Origin of the sequence: Hallella faecis (assembly GCF_018789675.1) — a bacterium.
In the GTDB taxonomy this organism is placed as follows: Bacteria; Bacteroidota; Bacteroidia; order Bacteroidales; family Bacteroidaceae; genus Prevotella; species Prevotella faecis.
In genome coordinates, this window is sequence record NZ_JAHKBE010000040.1 from 1 (window position 1) to 19,849 (window position 19,849).

The following is a 19,849-nucleotide window of genomic DNA, read 5'->3' on the forward strand; positions in this document are numbered from 1 at the left end:
GAGAGCCATGAGAACTTGTTCTCGGATGGCCGAGTGCAGCCTATCTTATGCAAAGTTAGTGAAAAACCAACGAATGGCGTGGAAGTTTCGCCTTTTTGTTACGAATTGCAACAAAAAAAGAACGCCCGACATGCGTTATGCACATCGGGCGTCGATAATTATTACATGACGGGAGTGTTACCTCCCACCCTAACAGAATTAGTTGCTAAAGGTGAGTTGCCCATTGGCTGCATCGACCGTGATAGGTTTCTCACGAACCACTTGCTCGGCCAGGATTCGCTTACTCAACTCGTTGAGCACGTTGTCCTGGATGGCACGCTTCACGGGACGAGCGCCAAACTCGGGATCGTAGCCCACGTTGGCCAGCCAACTGATGGCAGCGGGAGTCCACCTGAGGTCGAAGCCCTGCGGTACGAGCATTGCCTTCACGCGGTTCATCTGCAACGTCACCACACTGGCTATCTGCTCCTTGGTGAGCGGCAGGAACATGATGATGTCGTCGATACGGTTGAGAAACTCCGGACGGATGGTCTTCTTCAACATCTCCATCACATGCTGACGCGTCTCATTGACCACCTGGTCGTGGTTGCTGTCGTTGAGGGCGGCAAAACGCTCCTGAATGTATTGGCTGCCAAGGTTCGAGGTCATGATGATGATGGTGTTTTTAAAGTTCACCGTGCGACCCTTGTTGTCGGTAAGGCGACCATCGTCGAGCACCTGCAAGAGGATGTTGAACACATCGGGATGAGCCTTCTCGATCTCATCGAAAAGCACCACGCTGTAAGGCTTGCGCCGCACAGCCTCGGTGAGCTGGCCACCCTCGTCGTAACCAACGTATCCCGGAGGCGCACCGATGAGCCTTGACACACTGAACTTCTCTTGGTACTCGCTCATGTCGATACGGGTCATCATGTTCTCGTCGTTGAACAGATACTCGGCCAAAGCCTTGGCCAACTCGGTCTTACCAGTACCCGTCGTACCGAGGAAGATGAACGAGGCGATAGGCTTCTTCGGGTCTTGCAGACCAGCACGACTGCGGCGAACGGCGTCGCTGACAGCCTGTATGGCCTCATCCTGACCAATGACTCGCTTGTGGAGCTCGGCCTCCAGATGGAGCAGCTTCTCACGCTCGCTCTGCATCATCCGCGTTACGGGGATGCCCGTCCAACGGCTCACCACCTCAGCTATATCGTCGGCGGTGACCTCCTCGCGCACCATCGTCTCAGCACCCTGGGCGGCTTTCAACTGCTGTTGGATGTTGTCGATGTCGTTTTGGAGCTGCTTGAGCTTGCCATAGCGTATCTCTGCCACACGGCCATAGTCGCCTTCGCGCTCGGCCTTGTCGGCTTCAAACTTCAGGTTCTCCATCTGCTGCTTGTCCTGCTGAATCTTGTTGACCAAGCCTTTCTCTGCCTCCCATTTGGCGCGGAACTGGTGTTCCTTGTCCTTCAGGTCGGCAATCTCCTTATCGAGTTGCTTGATCTTGTCCTCGTCGTTCTCGCGCTTGATGGCCTCACGCTCAATCTCGAGCTGCTTGAGGTGACGGGTGATCTCGTCGAGCTCCTCGGGCACAGAGTCGCGCTCCATGCGAAGCTTGGCGGCAGCCTCATCCATCAGGTCAATGGCCTTGTCGGGCAAGAAACGGTCGGAGATGTAACGCTCAGAGAGTTTCACGGCGGCGATACAGGCATCGTCCTGAATACGCACCTTGTGGTGGTTCTCGTAGCGCTCCTTCAGACCACGGAGGATGGAAATGGCGTCGACCTCATCGGGCTCGTTCACCATCACCGTCTGGAACCTACGCTCCAGGGCCTTGTCCTTCTCGAAGTATTTCTGATACTCGTTGAGGGTCGTGGCACCAATGGCACGCAACTCACCACGAGCAAGGGCTGGCTTCAAGATGTTGGCGGCATCCATGGCTCCTTCGCCTCCACCAGCTCCCACAAGGGTGTGGATCTCATCGATGAAGAGAATGATGTTGCCGTTGGCATGGGTCACCTCTTTAATGACGCTCTTCAAACGCTCCTCAAACTCGCCCTTATACTTGGCTCCTGCAACAAGGGCGCCCATGTCGAGAGAGTAGAGTTGTTTGTTCTTCAGGTTCTCGGGCACGTCGCCTCGCACAATGCGCTCAGCCAAACCTTCCACAATGGCGGTCTTACCCGTACCCGGCTCACCAATGAGAATTGGGTTGTTCTTGGTACGACGAGAGAGGATTTGCAGCACACGGCGAATCTCATCGTCGCGGCCAATTACCGGGTCGAGCTTGCCTTGGCGGGCTGCACCAATAAGGTCGGTGGCATATTTGCTGAGGGCTTGGTAGTTCTCGTCGCCACTGGCGCTCTGCACGTTCTGCCCTTGGCGAAGTTCCTTGATGGCGGCCAGCATGTCGGGCTCGTTGCAACCAGCGTCCTTAAGGATGCGACTGGCGGTGGACTCGACCTGCACGAGGGCCACAAGAATGGGCTCTACGGAAACAAACTCATCGCCCAACTTGCGCGCGTCGTCCTCGGCACGCTGCAACACCTTATTGGTATCGTTGGAGAAATAAGGCTGTCCGCCTTCCACATGGGGCAAATGTTGGAGTTCCTGTTGCACCAGTTTTTCAACCTGCATGGCATTGACGCCCAACTTCTGAAAGATGAAATTGGAAACGTCGCGACCTTTTTGCAACACTCCTTGCAACAAGTGGGTGGGCTCAACAGCTTGCTGTCGGCCTTGCTGGGCGGTGTTGACGGCCTCTTGCACCACTTCTTGCGCTTTGATTGTAAACTTGTCGAATGTCATATTATTACCTTCCTTTCTTTCTTGTTTTTATTCCTTTCAATGTTCTGCACCTACTCCCTCAAAAGCCATTCCAAACCCAGCAAGACGACAAATCGTCACAACGAATGCCAAATTGGCACAAAATAACAAAACAAACAAATATAAATCAAATAACAGTTTTTAAGAACAATTATTTGCATATATCATGTATTTTATATATCTTTGTCACGAAAACAACTAAAAGCCTTTCATTATGAGCAACTACTCATTATTCATTCTCCTTGCAGTAGCCATTTGCGCAGCTGTCGTTATCTTCGAGTACGTACACAACAAGCACCGTCGTTTCCACATCGAACACCTGGGAGCAGCCGTGCAGGAAATACTTAGCGGCAAACAGGACGGACAGATGCTACGCAAAGACTTTCTGAAAGCATTGCGTGTGCACTTCCACTGCTCGCCCAAGGAGTCACTCTTCCTGTCGGGTCTGGCTCGCAAGAAAGGTCTGGTACATCAAGACGGACAGATGGTGTCGTTAGTAGGAAAATGATAATGGCTATCCTACTGCACAACGATAAGATAGCCATTAGCAATCAATAGGGGCCACATCCCAAAACCGTCGTTATTTCAGACGGTCGAGGATGTGGTCTCTGCATTCTTCCATCAGCCACTTGGGGGTGCTCGTGGCACCACAAACGCCAATGGTCTTTACGCCTCGCACCCACTCCATGTCGATCTCCTCGGCACGCTCTATCTGGTGACTATTGGCATTAACACTCTTGCATTCGTTGAAAAGCACCTTTCCGTTGCTGCTCTTTCGGCCACTGACAAACAGAATGAGGTCGTGGCGAGAGGCAAAATCGGCTATGTTGGGCATGCGGTTGGCCACCTGTCGGCAGATGGTGTCGAAGCTTCGGAAGGTAGCCGAAGGCGAGATATGCTGCTGTATATAGTCGATGATGCGATGAAACTCGTCGAGGCTCTTGGTGGTCTGCGAGTAAAGATAGATGTCGCGTTCAAAATCGAGGCGCTTCACATCATCCACACATTCCACCACGATAGCTTCCGAATGGGTCTGCCCCACCAAGCCTAACACCTCGGCATGACCGTTCTTTCCAAAGATCACAATCTGCGCATGGGGGTTGCTGTCAAACTGTTGTTTGATGCGTCGTTGCAGGGCCAGCACCACGGGACATGTGGCGTCGATGATCTCTATGTGGTTCTTTCGGGCGGTTTCGTAGGTCTCTGGCGGTTCGCCATGGGCTCGCAGCAGCACCTTTACGCCTTGCAACTGGGCCAGTTGGCCATGGTCGATGGTGACAAGGCCATGGGCATGAAGGCGCGCCACCTCCATGCTATTGTGCACAATATCGCCTAAGCAATAGAGGGTCTTGCCCATCGCCAGCTCCTCCTCGGCCTTGCGTATGGCTGTCGTTACGCCAAAGCAGAAGCCGCTGCCATTGTCTATTTCTATCACAGGGCACTCGACCGCACCATGTTCGTTGCGGCCTGCCGTGCCTTCTACGTGGTTTGTATCCATCGTCATGCGCTTTCCGTTTGGGGGTTACTTAGTAACGTTGACATTGATGATAACCTTCGTGTTCTCAGGATCGTTGGTGATCAGCAGCACGCGGGGCTTGCCCTTCACCTTATCCAGTATGCTGGCAATGGCCGTCACCTTCAGGTCGACCTTCTGACCCGGAGCGATCGTCTTATTGCCCAACGACACCTGCAAGCCAGCGGTGAACATCTGCAAGGAGCGAATCTCAAGGGGCGTCTTGCCTTCGTTGATGAGGGTCACCTTGCCCTTTTTCGATTTTTTACCCGAAAAGCCACCCAACTCAACACTACCCGACGACAAGCGCAACTTAGGAGCACGCGCCTTCTGCAACGAGGTCATGTTGTCGAAGTCGGGAAGGAGCACGGCCGACACGGTGATTTCCTTGTCGGGTGCCACCTTGTCACCCATGAACATACCGAGATACACGGACGTTTGCGTCAAGCCCAGGTCGCGCAAGACACGCGAATCCAACTGCACCAACGCCTTGCCCGTACGGCCTGGAGCTATCTTCGAGGGACGAACCTCAGCCCTGAGGTAATTGGGCAAATGCATGAGCACGGGCTCAACCACCTGGTCGGTGGTGTTCTTGATGTTGATAACCTGTACAGGTTCGTCTCCGCGGTTCACATCATCAAACTCAAGATCGGTCCTATCCACATGAAGGTCGCCCAACAAATATGGATAATTCAAGTCGGGTTGATCTTTCTCCTCTACCACTACACCCTTGATGGAGAGCATCAACGGACCACTGGAAGCGTTGCTATAAATACCAATACGCTTGTTGAAATGGCCCATGGTCTTGGCATCGTAGACCGCACTGACGGTAAATGATTGTCCGGGAGCTATCGCCTCCTTGGGATAGCTCACCGTGGTGCAACCACAACTGGTGCGCACATCACTGATGGTAAGCGGCGACGCGCCATTGTTCTTCATAACGTATTCGGCGGTCACGGGATGCTTAAAGACCACCTGTCCACAATCAATGTTCTTGTTTTCGATGGCGATATCCTGAGCGTTTGCGCCCATGGCGGTAAGCAAGAGGATAGCCGAGATGATTTGTTTTTTGTTCATTCTGACTGGAATCAGCGAATTATGGTGAAACATTTAGCGCCCTCACGGCCTGCAAACTCAGGACTATAAGCACACTGTACGGTGCAAATGCCCGAGGCGTAGCTGCCCTGTCGATCAACGTAATAGTCGGTCTCAACAACATGTTCGCCCTTGGCCATGAGATCAAAGTAATAATTATTCACATTATCTTGGGGCGCACAGTAATAGCCCCAACGGTAACCGCTCAGTTGAACGGCAGGCTCGAGGCATGCGGCGCGCTTGTCTTGCACTTGCACAAAGTCGTAATCGCGGTCGGCCACGATGGTGATGCGCACCTTTACCTTGTCACCAACACGCAAATTCAGCGACTTATCGTTAGTCACTTGGCCATTCACGATAACCTCGCGCTTGACCTTCAAGCCCGACGACTGCGCCTCCACCTCGCTTGCCTTCTGCCAATACTGGGCATAAAGGGCGCCCCATGAGGTGCCAGCAGACGTCTTCTCAATGGCGATGGTCGTTGGCGACGTGGCGTCGACCATGGTCTTCACATAGCCCAAACCAGCTGTAGCACGCGGCAGTTCCACCGTTTTGCCATCAACCCTCATCGTGGCCAACTGCTGGGTGGCGAGCTTATCCATATCGGCCTTCCCCCCTTGGGTAGCGAGGAACGCATAAACGGCATCAACGGCATTGGCCGGCGTGTCCCATGATTGGGTGCGTTTTTCTTGCAACAGCCAGCGTTGCATGGCCTCGATAGTCTTCGTATCCTGAGGCGTGAGGCGCTTCATGGCCTCAATGGCAGCCACCTGCGTAGGGATGCGATAGTCTCTCCACGAATAGTAAGCGCGGTGTGTGTCGTAATAGCGCCCCATCTCTTCCTTGTAAACGGCATACTCATTGAGGCTCTGAAGGTATTCCTTGGCTCGTGTGGAAAAGCCATATTGTGCAAGGATAACGGCCGAACGAGCCTTGCCATAGATCGTCAACTTGGTTGTTTTCTTCTCCAGGAGGTTCAACAAATAGCGCATATCGGCCGACGGTTTGCGGCCCGCCAACGCACTGGCATACAAATAATTGCATGCGAACTCTGAGGGATCGAGCACCTGCGGATGCTTTTTCTGACTCTCTTTCTTCATCGTTTTCACCTCGTCGGCTATCCGCCTATCCAAGTATTTAAAGGCTTCGGAAAGCAATCGGCTGTTCTCTTGCTGACCCGTCAGCGTATTGAGACGCGCCAAAATGGTAGTAACCTCCATCGTCATATACTTGTTTCCGGGCATGTTAGGCCACCAACTGAAACTGCCGTCGGGGTTCTGCAACTGGGATAACTTATCGGCGAAAGTCTTCAAGCGGTAGTCTATGGCCGACTCATCCAAGTAATTGATGAGCTGTTGCTTCTGTTCCGTCTCACGGTTGGCATCTGACACCCATGGCGTCTCACTGAGAAGCATGGTCTTCAGCTCACTGTTCCTTTGCAGATTGCTGACCAACGACGTCTCGGTTCCTTGCTCCTTCTGCCATAGCTTGACCGTTTGGCCGATGGAAGGATTAGCAACCATCAGTTGGCGGGCCAGCGAATTGGCATAGATCGCTGCCGCAAGCGACACGGCATTGCGCTCTGTGGGGTTGGCCACCGTGGGCAATGCTTGAATCATCAGCCATGCGGGATTGTTGGTATACTCCACGGTCAAGCGGTTGCGCTTGTCGTTTGACGGGAACATCTTACTGATATCGAGCGTCTTAACGCCAGCTCCCACTTGTGTGAACGGCAGCGTTGTGGTCACAAACTCTTGGTTGGGCAGCAACGGAAGATACCGCTGCTCACCATCGCTAAATCCTTGTCCCTCGGCCAAAGTGCGGACAACGAAGAGCGTTGCGCCACGTCCCAACTCGGCCAAGCGGTCGCCATCGACCGTAAACTCAGCCGTAGTGGTTTGTCCGGCCTTCACCTCGAAGGGCGCCGACCACTCCTCCAGCATCTTGTTGGTTTCTGGATCAACGATTTGCAAACGAGCTTTTCCCCTCACATCCTTCTCCGAAGTATTAGCGATTCGGCAAACCACGACCGACTCGTCGCCCTGCCGAACGAAGCGAGGCATATTGGGCTGCACCATCACCACCTTCTTGGCGACGACTTCTGCGGTAATCTGGCCATAATTGAAAGCCTCATCATGGGCCAGGGCCATGAACTTCCAAGTGGTTACACTCTCAGGCAACGTAAAGGCGATGTTCACATTTCCATTGCCGTCGGTGGTCAGGGCGGGATAGAAGAAGGCCGTCTCATTGAAGTTCTCACGCACCTTTGTCACCGGGGAAGCAGATTCATCGCTACCCTCTTCGTCCTTCGAGAGACCAAGTCCCGCTATCGGTTCCGAGAGCTCCGAATCGGTTACTTGCATATTGGCATTGACCTTCTTTTTCGAAACAGGGACCTCTCTCAGCATCGTCCCTTTCGCCATCCGGTCGGCCGAGGCACTTTCCTGGCGCGCCATCAGCACCATGGACTGCTTATAGCTAAAGGTATAAGGATTGGCAAAGTTGAACATCTCACCATCGAAATGGGAAAAATCGAGACTGCGCACATTGAGCGCATTGTATCTTTCGAAGCCATAGAGACCATCGACAAACTGCGATCCGCCGCGCCAAGGCGCATGGGGAAGCGATGCACCGTAATCAATGGTAAACCTCCAATGGAGCTTTGAAACGTCGTCGAGGCTCTTGTCGTACATCGTGGCCAACAGTTGCGCCATGGCAGGCTTGCCCTCAGGCGAGTCGATATGCAACGTCCACTGTTCCCTTTGGCCAGGCGTCAACTTGTCGCGGAAGGTCTTCCACGTCAGCTTCAACTTGTTATCGGGCGTAGGCCGGCAGATGTTCACCTCATGCTTATACATCTTTCCATTCTTCACCCATGCCATGGTGATGACCACTCCGTCGCCATACTCCTCCTTATAATAAAGCTTACGCGTAACGACCTCATCGCTCAACTTGCTCACTCCCTTGGCCAGCGTCTTGTTTCCGGCGAAGACTGAGTAATAGACATGCGTGTTCTTGTCGGACGTTCCCACTTGCAGATAGACAGGCGAACCGTCGTTAGGGAACTGCATTTCCGACAGATAGAACCAGTCGTGCGTCTGAACAACAGGCTTCTTATCGCTATACGTAAAGACCACAACACTCTTCCTCACGGTGTCCTGACCGCAAATCACCTCCAACTGATGTCTTCCCGAAGCCAGCTTTTCGTCCAAGGCAATGGGCTTGTTGGCCTCAGCCGTCTTCCAAGCGCGCCCATCGAAGCAATACCTAACGTCGCCCTCGATGGATTCCTGGGCAAGGTTGGTACGAGTGACGGTAAACGTCTTGAGGCTATCGCGCAACATTTTGCTGGGCAAATCCACCTTCAGCACAGCCGAACGATTGCTCAACGCCAACGTGGCTTGCTCCTCATGGGTCTCGCCCGCATTATCGGTCACCTTGGCATAGGCCACAACATGATAGTAAACAGCATGATTGAGGTCTACATCCTCAGGGTAAACCATCGGCATTTTCAACACAAACGAGCCATCGTCGGCCGTCACCACGGTATCGACCCGCAACTCCTCGGATGGACAATCGGAACGCCTAAACCACCACAAGGCAGGCTCGCGGCACACCTTATAGCTTACCTTCGCGTCCTGCACCGGCACTCCCGAATAGGTCTTGGCCCATCCACGCATTTGCACCGTGTCGCCAGGTTGGTAGGCTTCCTTGTAGGAATCGAACGTCACCTCATACGTGGGAAGCTTATATTCCTCCACATTAAACCTCACGTATCCCATTCCTCTGTTCCTCACAGAGAACGCACCCGTGAGTCCCGCCTGCGGAAGGGTGAAATCGGCCGACGCCGTTCCATAGCTGTCGGTTGTCACCGTTTTCTTAGAAACCTCCTTGCCATTGGCGTCGAAGAGCGACAGTTCAAGTTGCTTGTCGGCCAATGGTGTCGTCTTCACGGCCTTGCCGTCGGTGAGATACGCAATGGCCGCCACACGCACCATCTGTCCGGGACGGTAGACAGCACGATCGGTGTATAGGCGAACGCTCTCCTCACGACTGTCGTTGTCGTAGAAACTGTAGTTGGTATGGACATCGATTTCCACGCCGGCCTTGTCGTTGTCGGTATAAGCGTATATCTTGTTTGGAGCACGTTTTTTGAACTTATGATACGCCTCGCCATTCTTATCGGTGGTGAGACAAACCGTTTGCTCCTTCTCGTTGTCATAATAGGTTTGCGTCTTCAGTCGCAGATGAGCCCCCGCAATGGCCTCACCGGTGGTGGCGTTGACCACCACAAACCGCTGCTGATTATCGGGAAGCCCCTGGCACATGACATAGACGTCGCTCACATGCAACAGGGCACGCTGCGCCTTCACGTTGCCATTGTCGGTGGTAGCCTCCATGACATACATGCCAACGGGCAGTCCCCCGATGATGAGCGAATCGGTGTTCTCCTTCCAGGCAGGCTGCCCCACATAGCGTTTCACCAGCGTCTGCACGGCTCCGGGAACGAGTTTCTTCTGCAACACCGCCCAGTCGGCCGGTTCGTTGGGATTGAGCGAGCAGTCGCCCTCAACGTTCACACGATAGATATTTACCGTGAGCGTATTGATGTTACGAATGAAATTGATGCGAACAAGGCGCTCCTGTTGGGGCAGGAAACTAACATCGCCAATATTGATGTTGAAAGAGGGCTGGCGCAATTCGCTCATGGCGTTGCGCAAGATGTTCATCCTGGGCCAATCGCCCCACTTGCTCAGGGCGTAGTTGATGTAGTTTACCTGGTCGTCGACCGTTACGTCCGAAGCGTTGGCGACAAACTGATAATGCTCGATGGCCAACTCGCCCGCCTCGCGCAAGTCGCCATAAACATGAAGAAGCGAGTCGACCGCCTGCAGGTTTTTCGACTTACGCACCTGCCACGTGTCGATAACCCCGTTTTGCTTGAGGTCGAGAGTGGCGCAGATGCAAGCCGCCGCACGGTTGCCTTTGGCAGCATAATAATCGTGAAGCGTCTTGAAGGCGCGGGCCTCCATGCCCACCACATGCAGCAGGTCGTCGTAGAAGATCTTGCTGTCGACGCCCGACACCACCGCCGGCGCATACTCAGCACACTTGTGCTGGGCCAACATCTCCGGCTGCGCCATGGCCACCGCAAACCACTGTTTGCTCTTGGCTTGGCTCTCGTCCTTGCCGTTGGCTCGCTGCTCATAGAGCTTTCCGAGCACGGTGGCATACACCGCCTTCATGGCAGGGTCCTTGGCCGCATCGACATTCTCCTCGATCCGCTCAATCTCCACCTCAGCCGAGTCGGGGGCAATCTGTGTCTGCGCAGCGGCTTTCCACAGTTGGGCCTTGAGCATCTGTCCGTAGTCGGCGCCCGCTTGGGCCTTGTCGATGATTTTGTCGAGCCATTCCATCTGGGTGCGGGGCAAGTCTTTCGAACGCGCCTCCATCACTTTCTTCCACAATACAGGGTATGTCTCCGCCATGACCATGACCGGCATGAGCATGACTATGATGATGCCAATTACCTTTTTCATATCTTCCCTATAATAGTACATTTGCAAAGATAACGAATTTAGCGTACTTTGTCAAATTGCTTGTTGATTATTATGAAAATTTTACGGCTCCTTACAACTTATTCTTTCTATTTAATGAATATTTGACATTCAATCCATGGTGGCACCCCCAGCCGTTTCATACGTTGTCGAAGAATGCTCTCACGCCGTCCATAAAGCGCGACAACCGTTGTTCGGGACCGCTATAAGCCTGCGGACGCATGCGGCTCCACCACACCACCAATCGCTTTTTGGCTCTCGACATGGCCACGTAGAGCTTGCGGGCATCCTCGGCCATGAGGTCGGGCTTGCCCTGATTGTAAAAGTTGGGAATGCGTCCGTCGACCACATCGAACACCACCACATTATTGAACTCCAACCCCTTGGCCTTGTGGATGGTCGACACGAAGACGCGGTCGTCGATGGCCGTCGAACTGCAAAGGTCGGCTTCCTTGAACGTGCTGAGCTCCATGACGTGATGGTCCAACTGTTCCTTGAGCGAAGGTTCACTCGCAGGGTCGATGATGTCGCCCGCCAAGAATCGGTACACATAGTCGATCTTGGGAACGTCCTTCCACCATCCTTTCTCCTTGAGCAAATCCGCCATGCGCTTCATCTCACCCACAAGGGCTGGCTCATCACCTTCGGGCAGGCGCTCGTAGAGCCTTTGGCGAGCCTCATCGTAGAACGATTGGTAGGCGCGGCGCAAGCGATCGACGCGCTGGCGAACGCTCGGCGAAGCCAGATAGGCGCGCTGGCCATCGAGCCATTCGCTGCCATGCGCATAACAATAGCCCACGAGCGACACGGTGGCGTTCACGTCGTCGTCGGCCAGATGCGAGTTCTCGCCCTCCAAATGGAGCTCTGCCAACAGATGTTTCAACTTATAAGCCTTGAGGTCGGGGCGCAACAGGCGCATGAGTTTCAGCGTGTCGAAGCACCGCGGGCATCGGCGCTGCCAATCGACCTCGGGCAGATAACGGCGCAAATTGTAGTCCATGATGCGGTAATCGTACTCGGCGTTGTGGCCCATCAGGGCCACCTGCCCGTCGCCCACGAAGTCGAGAAACATGCGGAGGGCGTCGGCATGGGAATGGATCTGATGGTGTCGGCGCTCCTCGATGATGGGATTGGCAATGTCGCCCAGCATGGCGGGAATGGTGCGATCGGTCTCAATATACACGGAGAACTTGGCCACGCTCCTGCCCTGCCGTATCTTTTCGGCGGCAATCTGCACGATGTCGTCCTCAAAGACGTTGAGTCCGGTGGTCTCGGTGTCGAACACCACGATGTCGTCTCGCTCATAAAGGCTGAGGAATTCCTGCAGGTAGGTGTCATCGTTGGGGCGAAGAAAATCGGCTGGGCTGATGGCGAGATCCCTCATTTTGCGAAGCCAGCCTCGCGCTGAGGCCTCGCTCTCGCAGACGCGCAGGCCAGTTAGGAGTTGCGACCAGGCGATGTGGTTGAGCTCGTTCGACAAAACGCTCAGGTGGGCCAACAACCATTTCACCTGCGGCAAGGCGAAGATGTCGGTTCCCGACACCTTGAAATGGCTCACGTCCAAGGCGGTGAGCGTCTCGCTCAACTGGTCGGCGTCCTTGTTGGAGTTGACCACAACAGCTGTGGTCTCACGGTCGGGCGCCTGCTGCGCCAGCGTTTTCACATAGCGGGCCACATCCTGCAGCTCGTCGTCGATGTCGCGACTGTCGCGTATCTGCATGTCGCCCGGCTGGGCCTTATCGTCGTTGTCGGGGCGGGGCAATAGGTCGGGGTCGGCAGCCAACTGATCGGCTGCAAACCGATTGAGCATGTCGACGAGATACTTGGGTGAGCGATGGTTGACATGGAGATGATGAACCGATCCCTTACATTGCCGCTTGATGGCCTCAAGTGTGGCCAACTTGGCTCCCATGAACGAGAAGATGGCTTGTTGCTCATCGCCCAGGAACATGAGGGTATGGGCCTGCGAGGGGGCGGTATCGGCACCATTTCCCGCCCACAACGCGTCGATGATGGCGAGCTGCAGGCGGTTGAGGTCTTGCACCTCGTCGACCTGGATCCAAGGATAGCGCTTGCAGGGGGTGCCGCCGCGAAGTGTGGCGTAGGTCTTGATGAGCAAATCCTCGAAGTCGAGCAAGTTGTATTGTTGCTTGTAAGCCGTGTAGGCGTGGGCGTATTTCATCTTGAACAAGGTGCGGTCGGCCACCTGCCGAAGGCTGGCATCGAAGGCCGCCGAGCGCGCCACGTCGACATAATAATCGTTGTGTTCGTAGATGTCCACCATTTGGTCGGCCGTAAACTCCTTGCCCACGGCCCGACAAAGGGCGCGCATCACCTGCACATCGGTGGGTGTGGCGCAGTCGGGGTGTTGCCGCAACTCGCGTGGCAGGCCCATCTTTATCTCCTCCATGAGATGGGAGAAGAACATAATCTCGCTATAGGCGCGCCTTCGGTTGAAATTGGCCTGCACCTTACCCTCGTCCTCCTGCAAGTAATTGGCGAGGATGCTCACCACGGTGTCCTCGTCGATGATGGCGCTCTCTGCCGGCACCACACGGTTCTCGAAGAGGAAATGGGAGCAGAAGCGGTGCACGTTGCCCACAAAGATCTGCTCGATTCCTACGTCGTCGATGTTCAGCTGTATGCGTTCGCGCATGCCGCGGGCGGCTCGGTTGGTGAAAGTGAGGCAGAGCATGGCGTCGTAGTCCATGCCCTGGGCATGGGCGTGGCGCACGCGCTCGGCCAGTATCTGGGTCTTGCCACATCCCGGAGGGGCCAAAACGAGGTGCCGTCCTCCCACCATTTCGATGACCTTCTGTTGGCTCTCGTCGGGTTGCCAGGTGTGTTGCGTAGTGTGGTTCATGTGCTTGGGGTTTACTGAATGGGGCCCATCATCGCATGGGCTGTTTATAAAAAGAAGGCAGGCGGACAATCATGGCAACACCATGGCTGTCCGCCTGCTCGTATGAAGACGGCTGCTTACTTCTGCTTCAGGATGATTCCACCCTTGGCTTGCAGCGTCACCTTGGCCTTTCCGTCCTTGCCCACCTTAAGTGTGCGCAACTCGGGGTCGGGCCAACGCTGGCCTTTCTTCAGTTTGGCGTCCACATAGTAGTCGACCGTCTGGCCTGCCAGCATGGGCAGGTTGAGGGTCAGCGTCATCGGATTGCCGGTTCCGTTGATGCCGCCCACCAGCCATTTGTCGGCATGGCGGCGTGCCACAACGGCGTACTTCGTAGGATAACCGTCGACAAAACGTGTCTCCTCCCATGTGGTGGGAAGCTCCTTGAGGAACGCCTTCTCCAACTCGGGCAACTCGTCGACCACGTTGGGGGTAACCTCCACGCAGTTGACCGAGCACTGGTTGGTGATGGCGGTGGCCATCTCGAAGATGTCGGACGTGAAGCGTTGGTGGCGACTCTTGTTGTCCTTGCTGAGCATGCGGTTCATGATAACGCCACCCCAGTCGAAGCTGCCCACGGCATTGCGTCCGAAGGGATGCATGGCCATGTCGTAGCCCTCGCGACGAGCGGCCTCCTCGGTGAAGAACACATTCTCGGAAGCCAGAGCGGCCTCAGAGCCCACGTAGTTGGGATAGAGTCGCTCCCAGCCGCGCGGCAATGTGCAACCGTGGAAGATTACCTGCAGGCCGTAGTCGTTGGCGTCGCTGAGGATGTCCTCATAGAGCTGCATGGTGTGCTGCTTGTCGCCAGCGAAGAAATCGACCTTGATGCCCTTCACACCAATCTTCTGCATCCACGCCATGGCTTTCTTGCGGGCGATAGGACGGTTCATGATGTTGAGCGGGCCCTGCGGGGCGTTGTTCTCAAAGCCGTTGGAGTTGAACCACAGCATGAGGCTCACTCCCTTGCCTTGGGCGTAACGACTGAGCTTCTCCATGCGCTCGTAGCCGATGTTGGTGTCCCACCAGTTGTCGACAAGCACATATTCGTACCCCATCTTGGCCGCCAGGTCGATAAACTGCACCTGATCGTCGTAGTTGATGCTGCCATCTTGCCAGATGAGCCAGCTCCAGGTGTAGCGACCGGCCTTGTAGTCGGTGGTGGGCTCATAGAGCGGATCAACCACGTCGTAGGGGATGGTGGTCTCAACGATGGGCTTCAACGTCTGTCCGACGGTGATGGTGCGCCATGGCGTTGAGCCGGGCAGGCTGATGCCAGGGTAGGCTGCGCCCCATCCGTTGTTCTCACCCTCCTGCGGATAGGCGATGGTATAGCCCTCGCCAGCCTTGTACTCGGAGAGGCGCGAGCCACAATAGTCGCCTGTCACACCGGTCTCCGACACCAACGCCCATGCCTCGCCTTCGGCCAACGCCTGCCTTTTGGCGGCGCCACCAATGTGGAAGAGGCAGGGGAACGTGTAACCCACGCCATACTGCGACGGTTGGGTCATGGGTGCGTCGGACGTAAACACCTCCTCGTAACTGGGTTTGGTGGTTTCCCAACCCGTCATGGGCTGTATCTGCGGGGAGATGAACGTGGTGGTCGACTCAGGGAAATTGAACGATGACACTTCCTCGTAGACCATGGCTTGCTTGGGGTTGTTGCTCTTTGGGCGCGGCAGGGTGTAGCGATAAGCCACATCGTTGTCCGACACGTTGAGCGTAATCACCATCTGCAACTTCTTTTCGTTGGCGAACGTCAGCACGGCTTGGTTGGCCACATAATGGGCCTCCGATGCCTTGGTGCGCGACATGGTGTAACGTTTGTCCACCTGAGCTTGCTTGGCGTCGGTCAGCGTCAGACCCTTCGTGAAATCGCCCATGTTGGTGCGCAGGCCGAGGCGCGAGGTGCGCAGGATGGTCTGGCCAGCATAGGTCACGGTGTAGTTGGCGCGACCGCCGTCGTCGTTGACGGTCACAACGAGCTTGCCATCAGGCGAGCTAACCTTGCTCTCTTTGGCTGCCATAGGCAACGCGGCGAGCAGGGCCAACGCTGAAAGCATCAAGGTTCTTTTCATTATAAATATGTGATGTGTTGGTTAAAAAGCAAACAAGTGCTTACAGGTTGTCCTTCTCGATATCCTTGAAGTAGCGGTAGGTGCCCACCTTCAGCTCCTCGGTAGCGGCCTCGTCGGCCACGATAACGCTATGGGCGTGCTGCTGCAGGGCCGAGATGGTCCAAGCCTGTGTGACGGGGCCCTCGACAGCTGCCTGCAGGGCGCGCGACTTATGGTGTCCATTGCACAGGATCATCACCTCTTGGGCCGCCATAACGGTACCCACACCAACGGTCAGGGCGTGCTTAGGCACCTTGTTGACATCGTTGTCGAAGAAACGAGAGTTGGCGATGATGGTGTCGGTGGTCAGCGTCTTCACGCGGGTGCGGCTGGTGAGGCTTGAGAAAGGCTCATTGAAGGCGATGTGACCGTCGGGGCCGATGCCACCTATGAAGAGGTGGATGCCGCCCACTGCCTTGATCTTCTCCTCATAACGAGCGCACTCGGCCTCCAAATCCTCGGCGTTGCCGTTGAGGATGTTCACGTTCTCACGGGGAATGTCGATATGGTCGAAGAGGTTGCGAGCCATGAAGCTATGGTAGCTCTCGGGGTGGCTCTCGGGCAGACCTACATACTCATCCATGTTGAAGGTGATGACGTTGCGGAAGCTAACGCGACCCTCCTTATTGGCTTTCACCAAAGCGGCGTACATGCCCTCGGGCGAGCTGCCTGTGGGCAAACCGAGCACGAAAGGACGCTCGGCTGTGGGTTGAAACTGGTTGATACGCTCCACTACATGGTTGGCTGCCCACTGTGAGAGGCGGGCGTAATCCTGTTCAATAATTAGTCTCATAATCTGATTGGTTTAAATTAAGATTGATTGCAATATGCAAAAGTAGTAATTTTCTTTGGAAAAGCCTCACTATTCGGAAGAAAAATGCCACCCTTCTTCTTGCAGCCACCTCATGAGGCAAGTCTCCTTCTTTTACCAATAATCACAACAAATGCGCTCACGAGAAGGCCGTTAAAATCAGCGAGCGGATGTTTGGCCGCAAATACGCGATTCTCAGACGTTTTTCGTAACAACCTAACATCCAACGAGTTATCCACGCAAGTCTTTTCCAATCTCTCCACATCCCACTTTCCGCACCACAAAACATGCCTAAACGAGGCGCGAAACATGCCTAAACGCAGCTCAATACATGCCTAAACGAGGCACGAAACATGCCAAAAGGCAGTTCGGTTAGGCATCTTTCGCAACAGCTGCTCTCACACGAGCCGTCGGCAAAGGGCAGAAACGCCAATTCCAAAGCGCTTTTTCGCGTTTTCCGCTTCTATTTCACCCACCTGCCAAGTATATAGATTGGATAAATAATGATTGACATTTACAGCTCCATAAGCACCGTTATGCAGCCATTTTTGCATGCGCACATTACTTAATAAATGATAAAACGCGGCGTGCTAAATAGGTTTTCTCCTGCAAAATGCTTATTTTTGCAAAATATTGTGCTTAGATATGAAGAAACGTAGGCTTATCTCCTTTTTCCTGTTTCTGCTGTTGGCCCTGACGCTTCAGGCGGCCAACAAGCGGTTCACACTCGTCATCGACGCTGGCCATGGCGGCAAAGACCATGGAGCTCCTGGCGCCATCTCGGAGGAGAAGAACCTTACGCTGAAGTATGCGCTGGCCTTTGGACGACTCGTGGAAGCCAAATGCCCCGACGTGGAGGTCATCTACACCCGCACCACCGACACATACCTCACCCTGCACGAGAGGGCCGAGATAGCTAATCGCAACAACGCCGACCTCTTTATATCTATCCACATCAACGCCCTTGACGGCATACACACGGCACGTGGATTCCAAAGCTACACGCTCGGACGTGGCGAGACAACGGGCGACAAGGGCCTGAAAATGAACGCCGACGTAGCCAAGCGCGAGAACTCGGTGATCTTCCTGGAGAGCAATTACAAGACGGTGTATGCCAACCTCAACGGCAACGCACCCGAGCTCGACATCATGGGCGAGATCATCGCCGACCAAAACCGTGAGCGAAGCGTGTATCTCTCACGACTCATGCAGCAGGAGGTGTGCAAGGCCACGGGGCGACAGAACGGCGGTTCGCACCAAAACAACCTGGCGGTGCTCCGACTGACAAAGATGCCGGCCATCCTGTTGGAACTGGGGTTCATATCGACACCCGACGAGGAGAACTACATGAACACGGAGGATGGACACACCAAGTATCCCATGGGATTCTATAACGCATTCATCCGATACAAGGAGAAATACGACAACTCGATCGATGTGCCCTATCGCGTAGGGGCCGAGGGCCGTCGAACACCACCCGCTGAGCCCATCAGGGCGCCCGAGCCCGAGGCAAAGCCCGCAGAGAAGAAGGAGCAGGCGGCACCTCGACAGAAGGCGGCAACCACACGCAAGGAAGCGCCTGCAGCTCCCCCCAAGGCGGCAAACGAGGATCGGCCGGTGTTCAAGATTCAGATTCTCGTGAGCAACGGGGTGCTCAAGGCCGGCGACCGTCAGTTCAAGGGCCTTACGGGTTGCGACTTCTACGAGGAAGGCAACTACAAGAAGTACACCTACGGAGCAAGCAACGACTACAACGAGATCTACCGTCTGCGAAAGCAGATACTGGATAAGTTCCCCGAAGCGTTCATCATCGCCTTTAAGAACGGCAAGAAAATGAATGTGAACGAGGGCATTCGCGAATTTAAGAAAAACAGACAGGCAGGCAGATAACCTGCCCCCATTTAAACCCAACACGCACGATTATGAAGTCATTCACCAAGGAAATCAAGATTGCCCTCGTGGCAGTCACTGGCATCATCCTATTGTTCTTCGGACTCAACTTCCTGAAAGGCATGTCCATCTTCTCGAATGATGACACCTATTATATAAAGTTTAAGGATATCAGCGGGCTCTCCGCATCCAACCCCATCTACGCCGACGGCTATCAGGTGGGAGTGGTAAAGGACATCAGCTACGACTACGATGGCAACAATGGCGTGGTGGTGCGCTTCAGCGTGAACAACAGCCTGCGCATCCCCAAGGGCTCATCGGCCGAAATCATCAGCGACCTCATGGGCAATGTGAAGATGAACCTGCTGCTCGCCAACAACCCCAGGGAGCGCGTCATGCCAGGCGATACGCTGACCGGCGCCATCAACAATGGAATGATGGGTAAGGTGGCCGCCCTCGTGCCCACCATCGAGAAGATGCTGCCAAAGATGGATAGCATCCTCACCAGCGTCAACGCGCTCATGGCCGACCCGGCTTTGGCGCAGTCGCTCCACAATGTGCGCGACATCACGCAGAACCTCACCACCACCACACGCGACCTCAACACGCTCATGGCAACGGTCAACAGCCGCATGCCGGGCATCATGAACAAGGCCGACGCTGCACTCGCCAAGGCGGGCACCACGCTCGACAACACCTCGACGCTGACCGCAAACCTCGCGGCTGTGGATGTGGCGGGTACCATGCAGCAGGTGAACAACACGCTGGCCAACGTGCAGCAAATCACCGAAAAGCTCAACAGCAAGCAGGGAACACTCGGACTGCTCATGAACGACCCGGCGCTCTACAACAACCTCAACGCTACCATGATAAGCGCCGACTCGTTGCTCACCAACCTCAAGGCGCACCCCAAGCGCTACGTACACTTCTCGCTGTTTGGCAAAAAGGACAAATAGGCGAAAACAACGCAAGGACATCCGTGGGACAAACAAAATCGAAAAAAATATGAAGAGGATGTTTCACGGATGCCCATGCGCGTCATAACTCGGTCATAAAGGGATGATTAGGAAACGAAAATAATTGTTTCACGAAAACCCCAAGAATAGCCAAACAATCTCATATTGAACTAATAATCAGCAAGTTAAACCACAAAGCGCA

Annotated in this window: 10 protein-coding genes; 3 read left to right on the forward strand and 7 right to left on the reverse strand. The window is 54.7% G+C overall.

Annotation, left to right across the window (positions count from 1 at the left end):
- Nucleotides 1-198: 198 nt before the first annotated feature.
- Nucleotides 199-2,787 (reverse strand): ATP-dependent chaperone ClpB, encoded by a 2,589-nt coding sequence (clpB, locus tag KM934_RS09335; RefSeq protein WP_215760351.1) that lies wholly within the window; start codon nt 2,785-2,787, stop codon nt 199-201.
- Between the two features lie 232 nt (nt 2,788-3,019).
- Between clpB and KM934_RS09340 the strand changes: the two genes are divergently transcribed.
- Nucleotides 3,020-3,313, forward strand: a complete 294-nt coding sequence (locus tag KM934_RS09340; protein ID WP_215760352.1) for a hypothetical protein — start codon at nt 3,020-3,022, stop codon at nt 3,311-3,313.
- Nucleotides 3,314-3,385: 72 nt separating this feature from the next.
- Here the strand turns inward: KM934_RS09340 and KM934_RS09345 are convergent, their stop codons facing one another.
- The 6 genes from KM934_RS09345 to nagB all read right to left on the reverse strand — a co-directional run bounded on the left by KM934_RS09345 (nt 3,386) and on the right by nagB (nt 16,783).
- Nucleotides 3,386-4,303, reverse strand: coding sequence for a 4-hydroxy-3-methylbut-2-enyl diphosphate reductase (locus tag KM934_RS09345; RefSeq protein ID WP_215760353.1), 918 nt, complete (start codon nt 4,301-4,303; stop codon nt 3,386-3,388).
- A 24-nt stretch (nt 4,304-4,327) separates the two neighbouring features.
- Nucleotides 4,328-5,395 (reverse strand): DUF1573 domain-containing protein, encoded by a 1,068-nt coding sequence (locus tag KM934_RS09350; protein WP_215760354.1) that lies wholly within the window; start codon nt 5,393-5,395, stop codon nt 4,328-4,330.
- 11 nt (nt 5,396-5,406) lie between these two features.
- The gene (locus KM934_RS09355; RefSeq protein WP_215760355.1) at nt 5,407-10,953 is read right to left on the reverse strand and encodes an alpha-2-macroglobulin family protein; all 5,547 of its coding nucleotides are present in this window, start codon (nt 10,951-10,953) and stop codon (nt 5,407-5,409) included.
- Nucleotides 10,954-11,110: 157 nt separating this feature from the next.
- A complete protein-coding gene (locus KM934_RS09360; protein ID WP_215760356.1) occupies nt 11,111-13,834 on the reverse strand; it encodes a 3'-5' exonuclease in 2,724 nt (907 codons plus the stop codon).
- 116 nt (nt 13,835-13,950) lie between these two features.
- Nucleotides 13,951-15,951, reverse strand: coding sequence for a glycoside hydrolase family 97 protein (locus KM934_RS09365; protein ID WP_215760357.1), 2,001 nt, complete (start codon nt 15,949-15,951; stop codon nt 13,951-13,953).
- Nucleotides 15,952-15,991: 40 nt separating this feature from the next.
- Nucleotides 15,992-16,783, reverse strand: coding sequence for a glucosamine-6-phosphate deaminase (gene nagB, locus KM934_RS09370; RefSeq protein ID WP_215760358.1), 792 nt, complete (start codon nt 16,781-16,783; stop codon nt 15,992-15,994).
- Between the two features lie 663 nt (nt 16,784-17,446).
- Here nagB and KM934_RS09375 point away from each other — a divergent pair.
- Both KM934_RS09375 and KM934_RS09380 read left to right on the forward strand, forming a co-directional pair.
- A complete protein-coding gene (locus KM934_RS09375; protein ID WP_215760359.1) occupies nt 17,447-18,691 on the forward strand; it encodes an N-acetylmuramoyl-L-alanine amidase family protein in 1,245 nt (414 codons plus the stop codon).
- A 32-nt stretch (nt 18,692-18,723) separates the two neighbouring features.
- Nucleotides 18,724-19,647: an MlaD family protein gene (locus tag KM934_RS09380; RefSeq protein ID WP_215760360.1), complete on the forward strand. Its 924-nt coding sequence runs from the start codon at nt 18,724-18,726 to the stop codon at nt 19,645-19,647.
- Nucleotides 19,648-19,849: the final 202 nt, after the last annotated feature.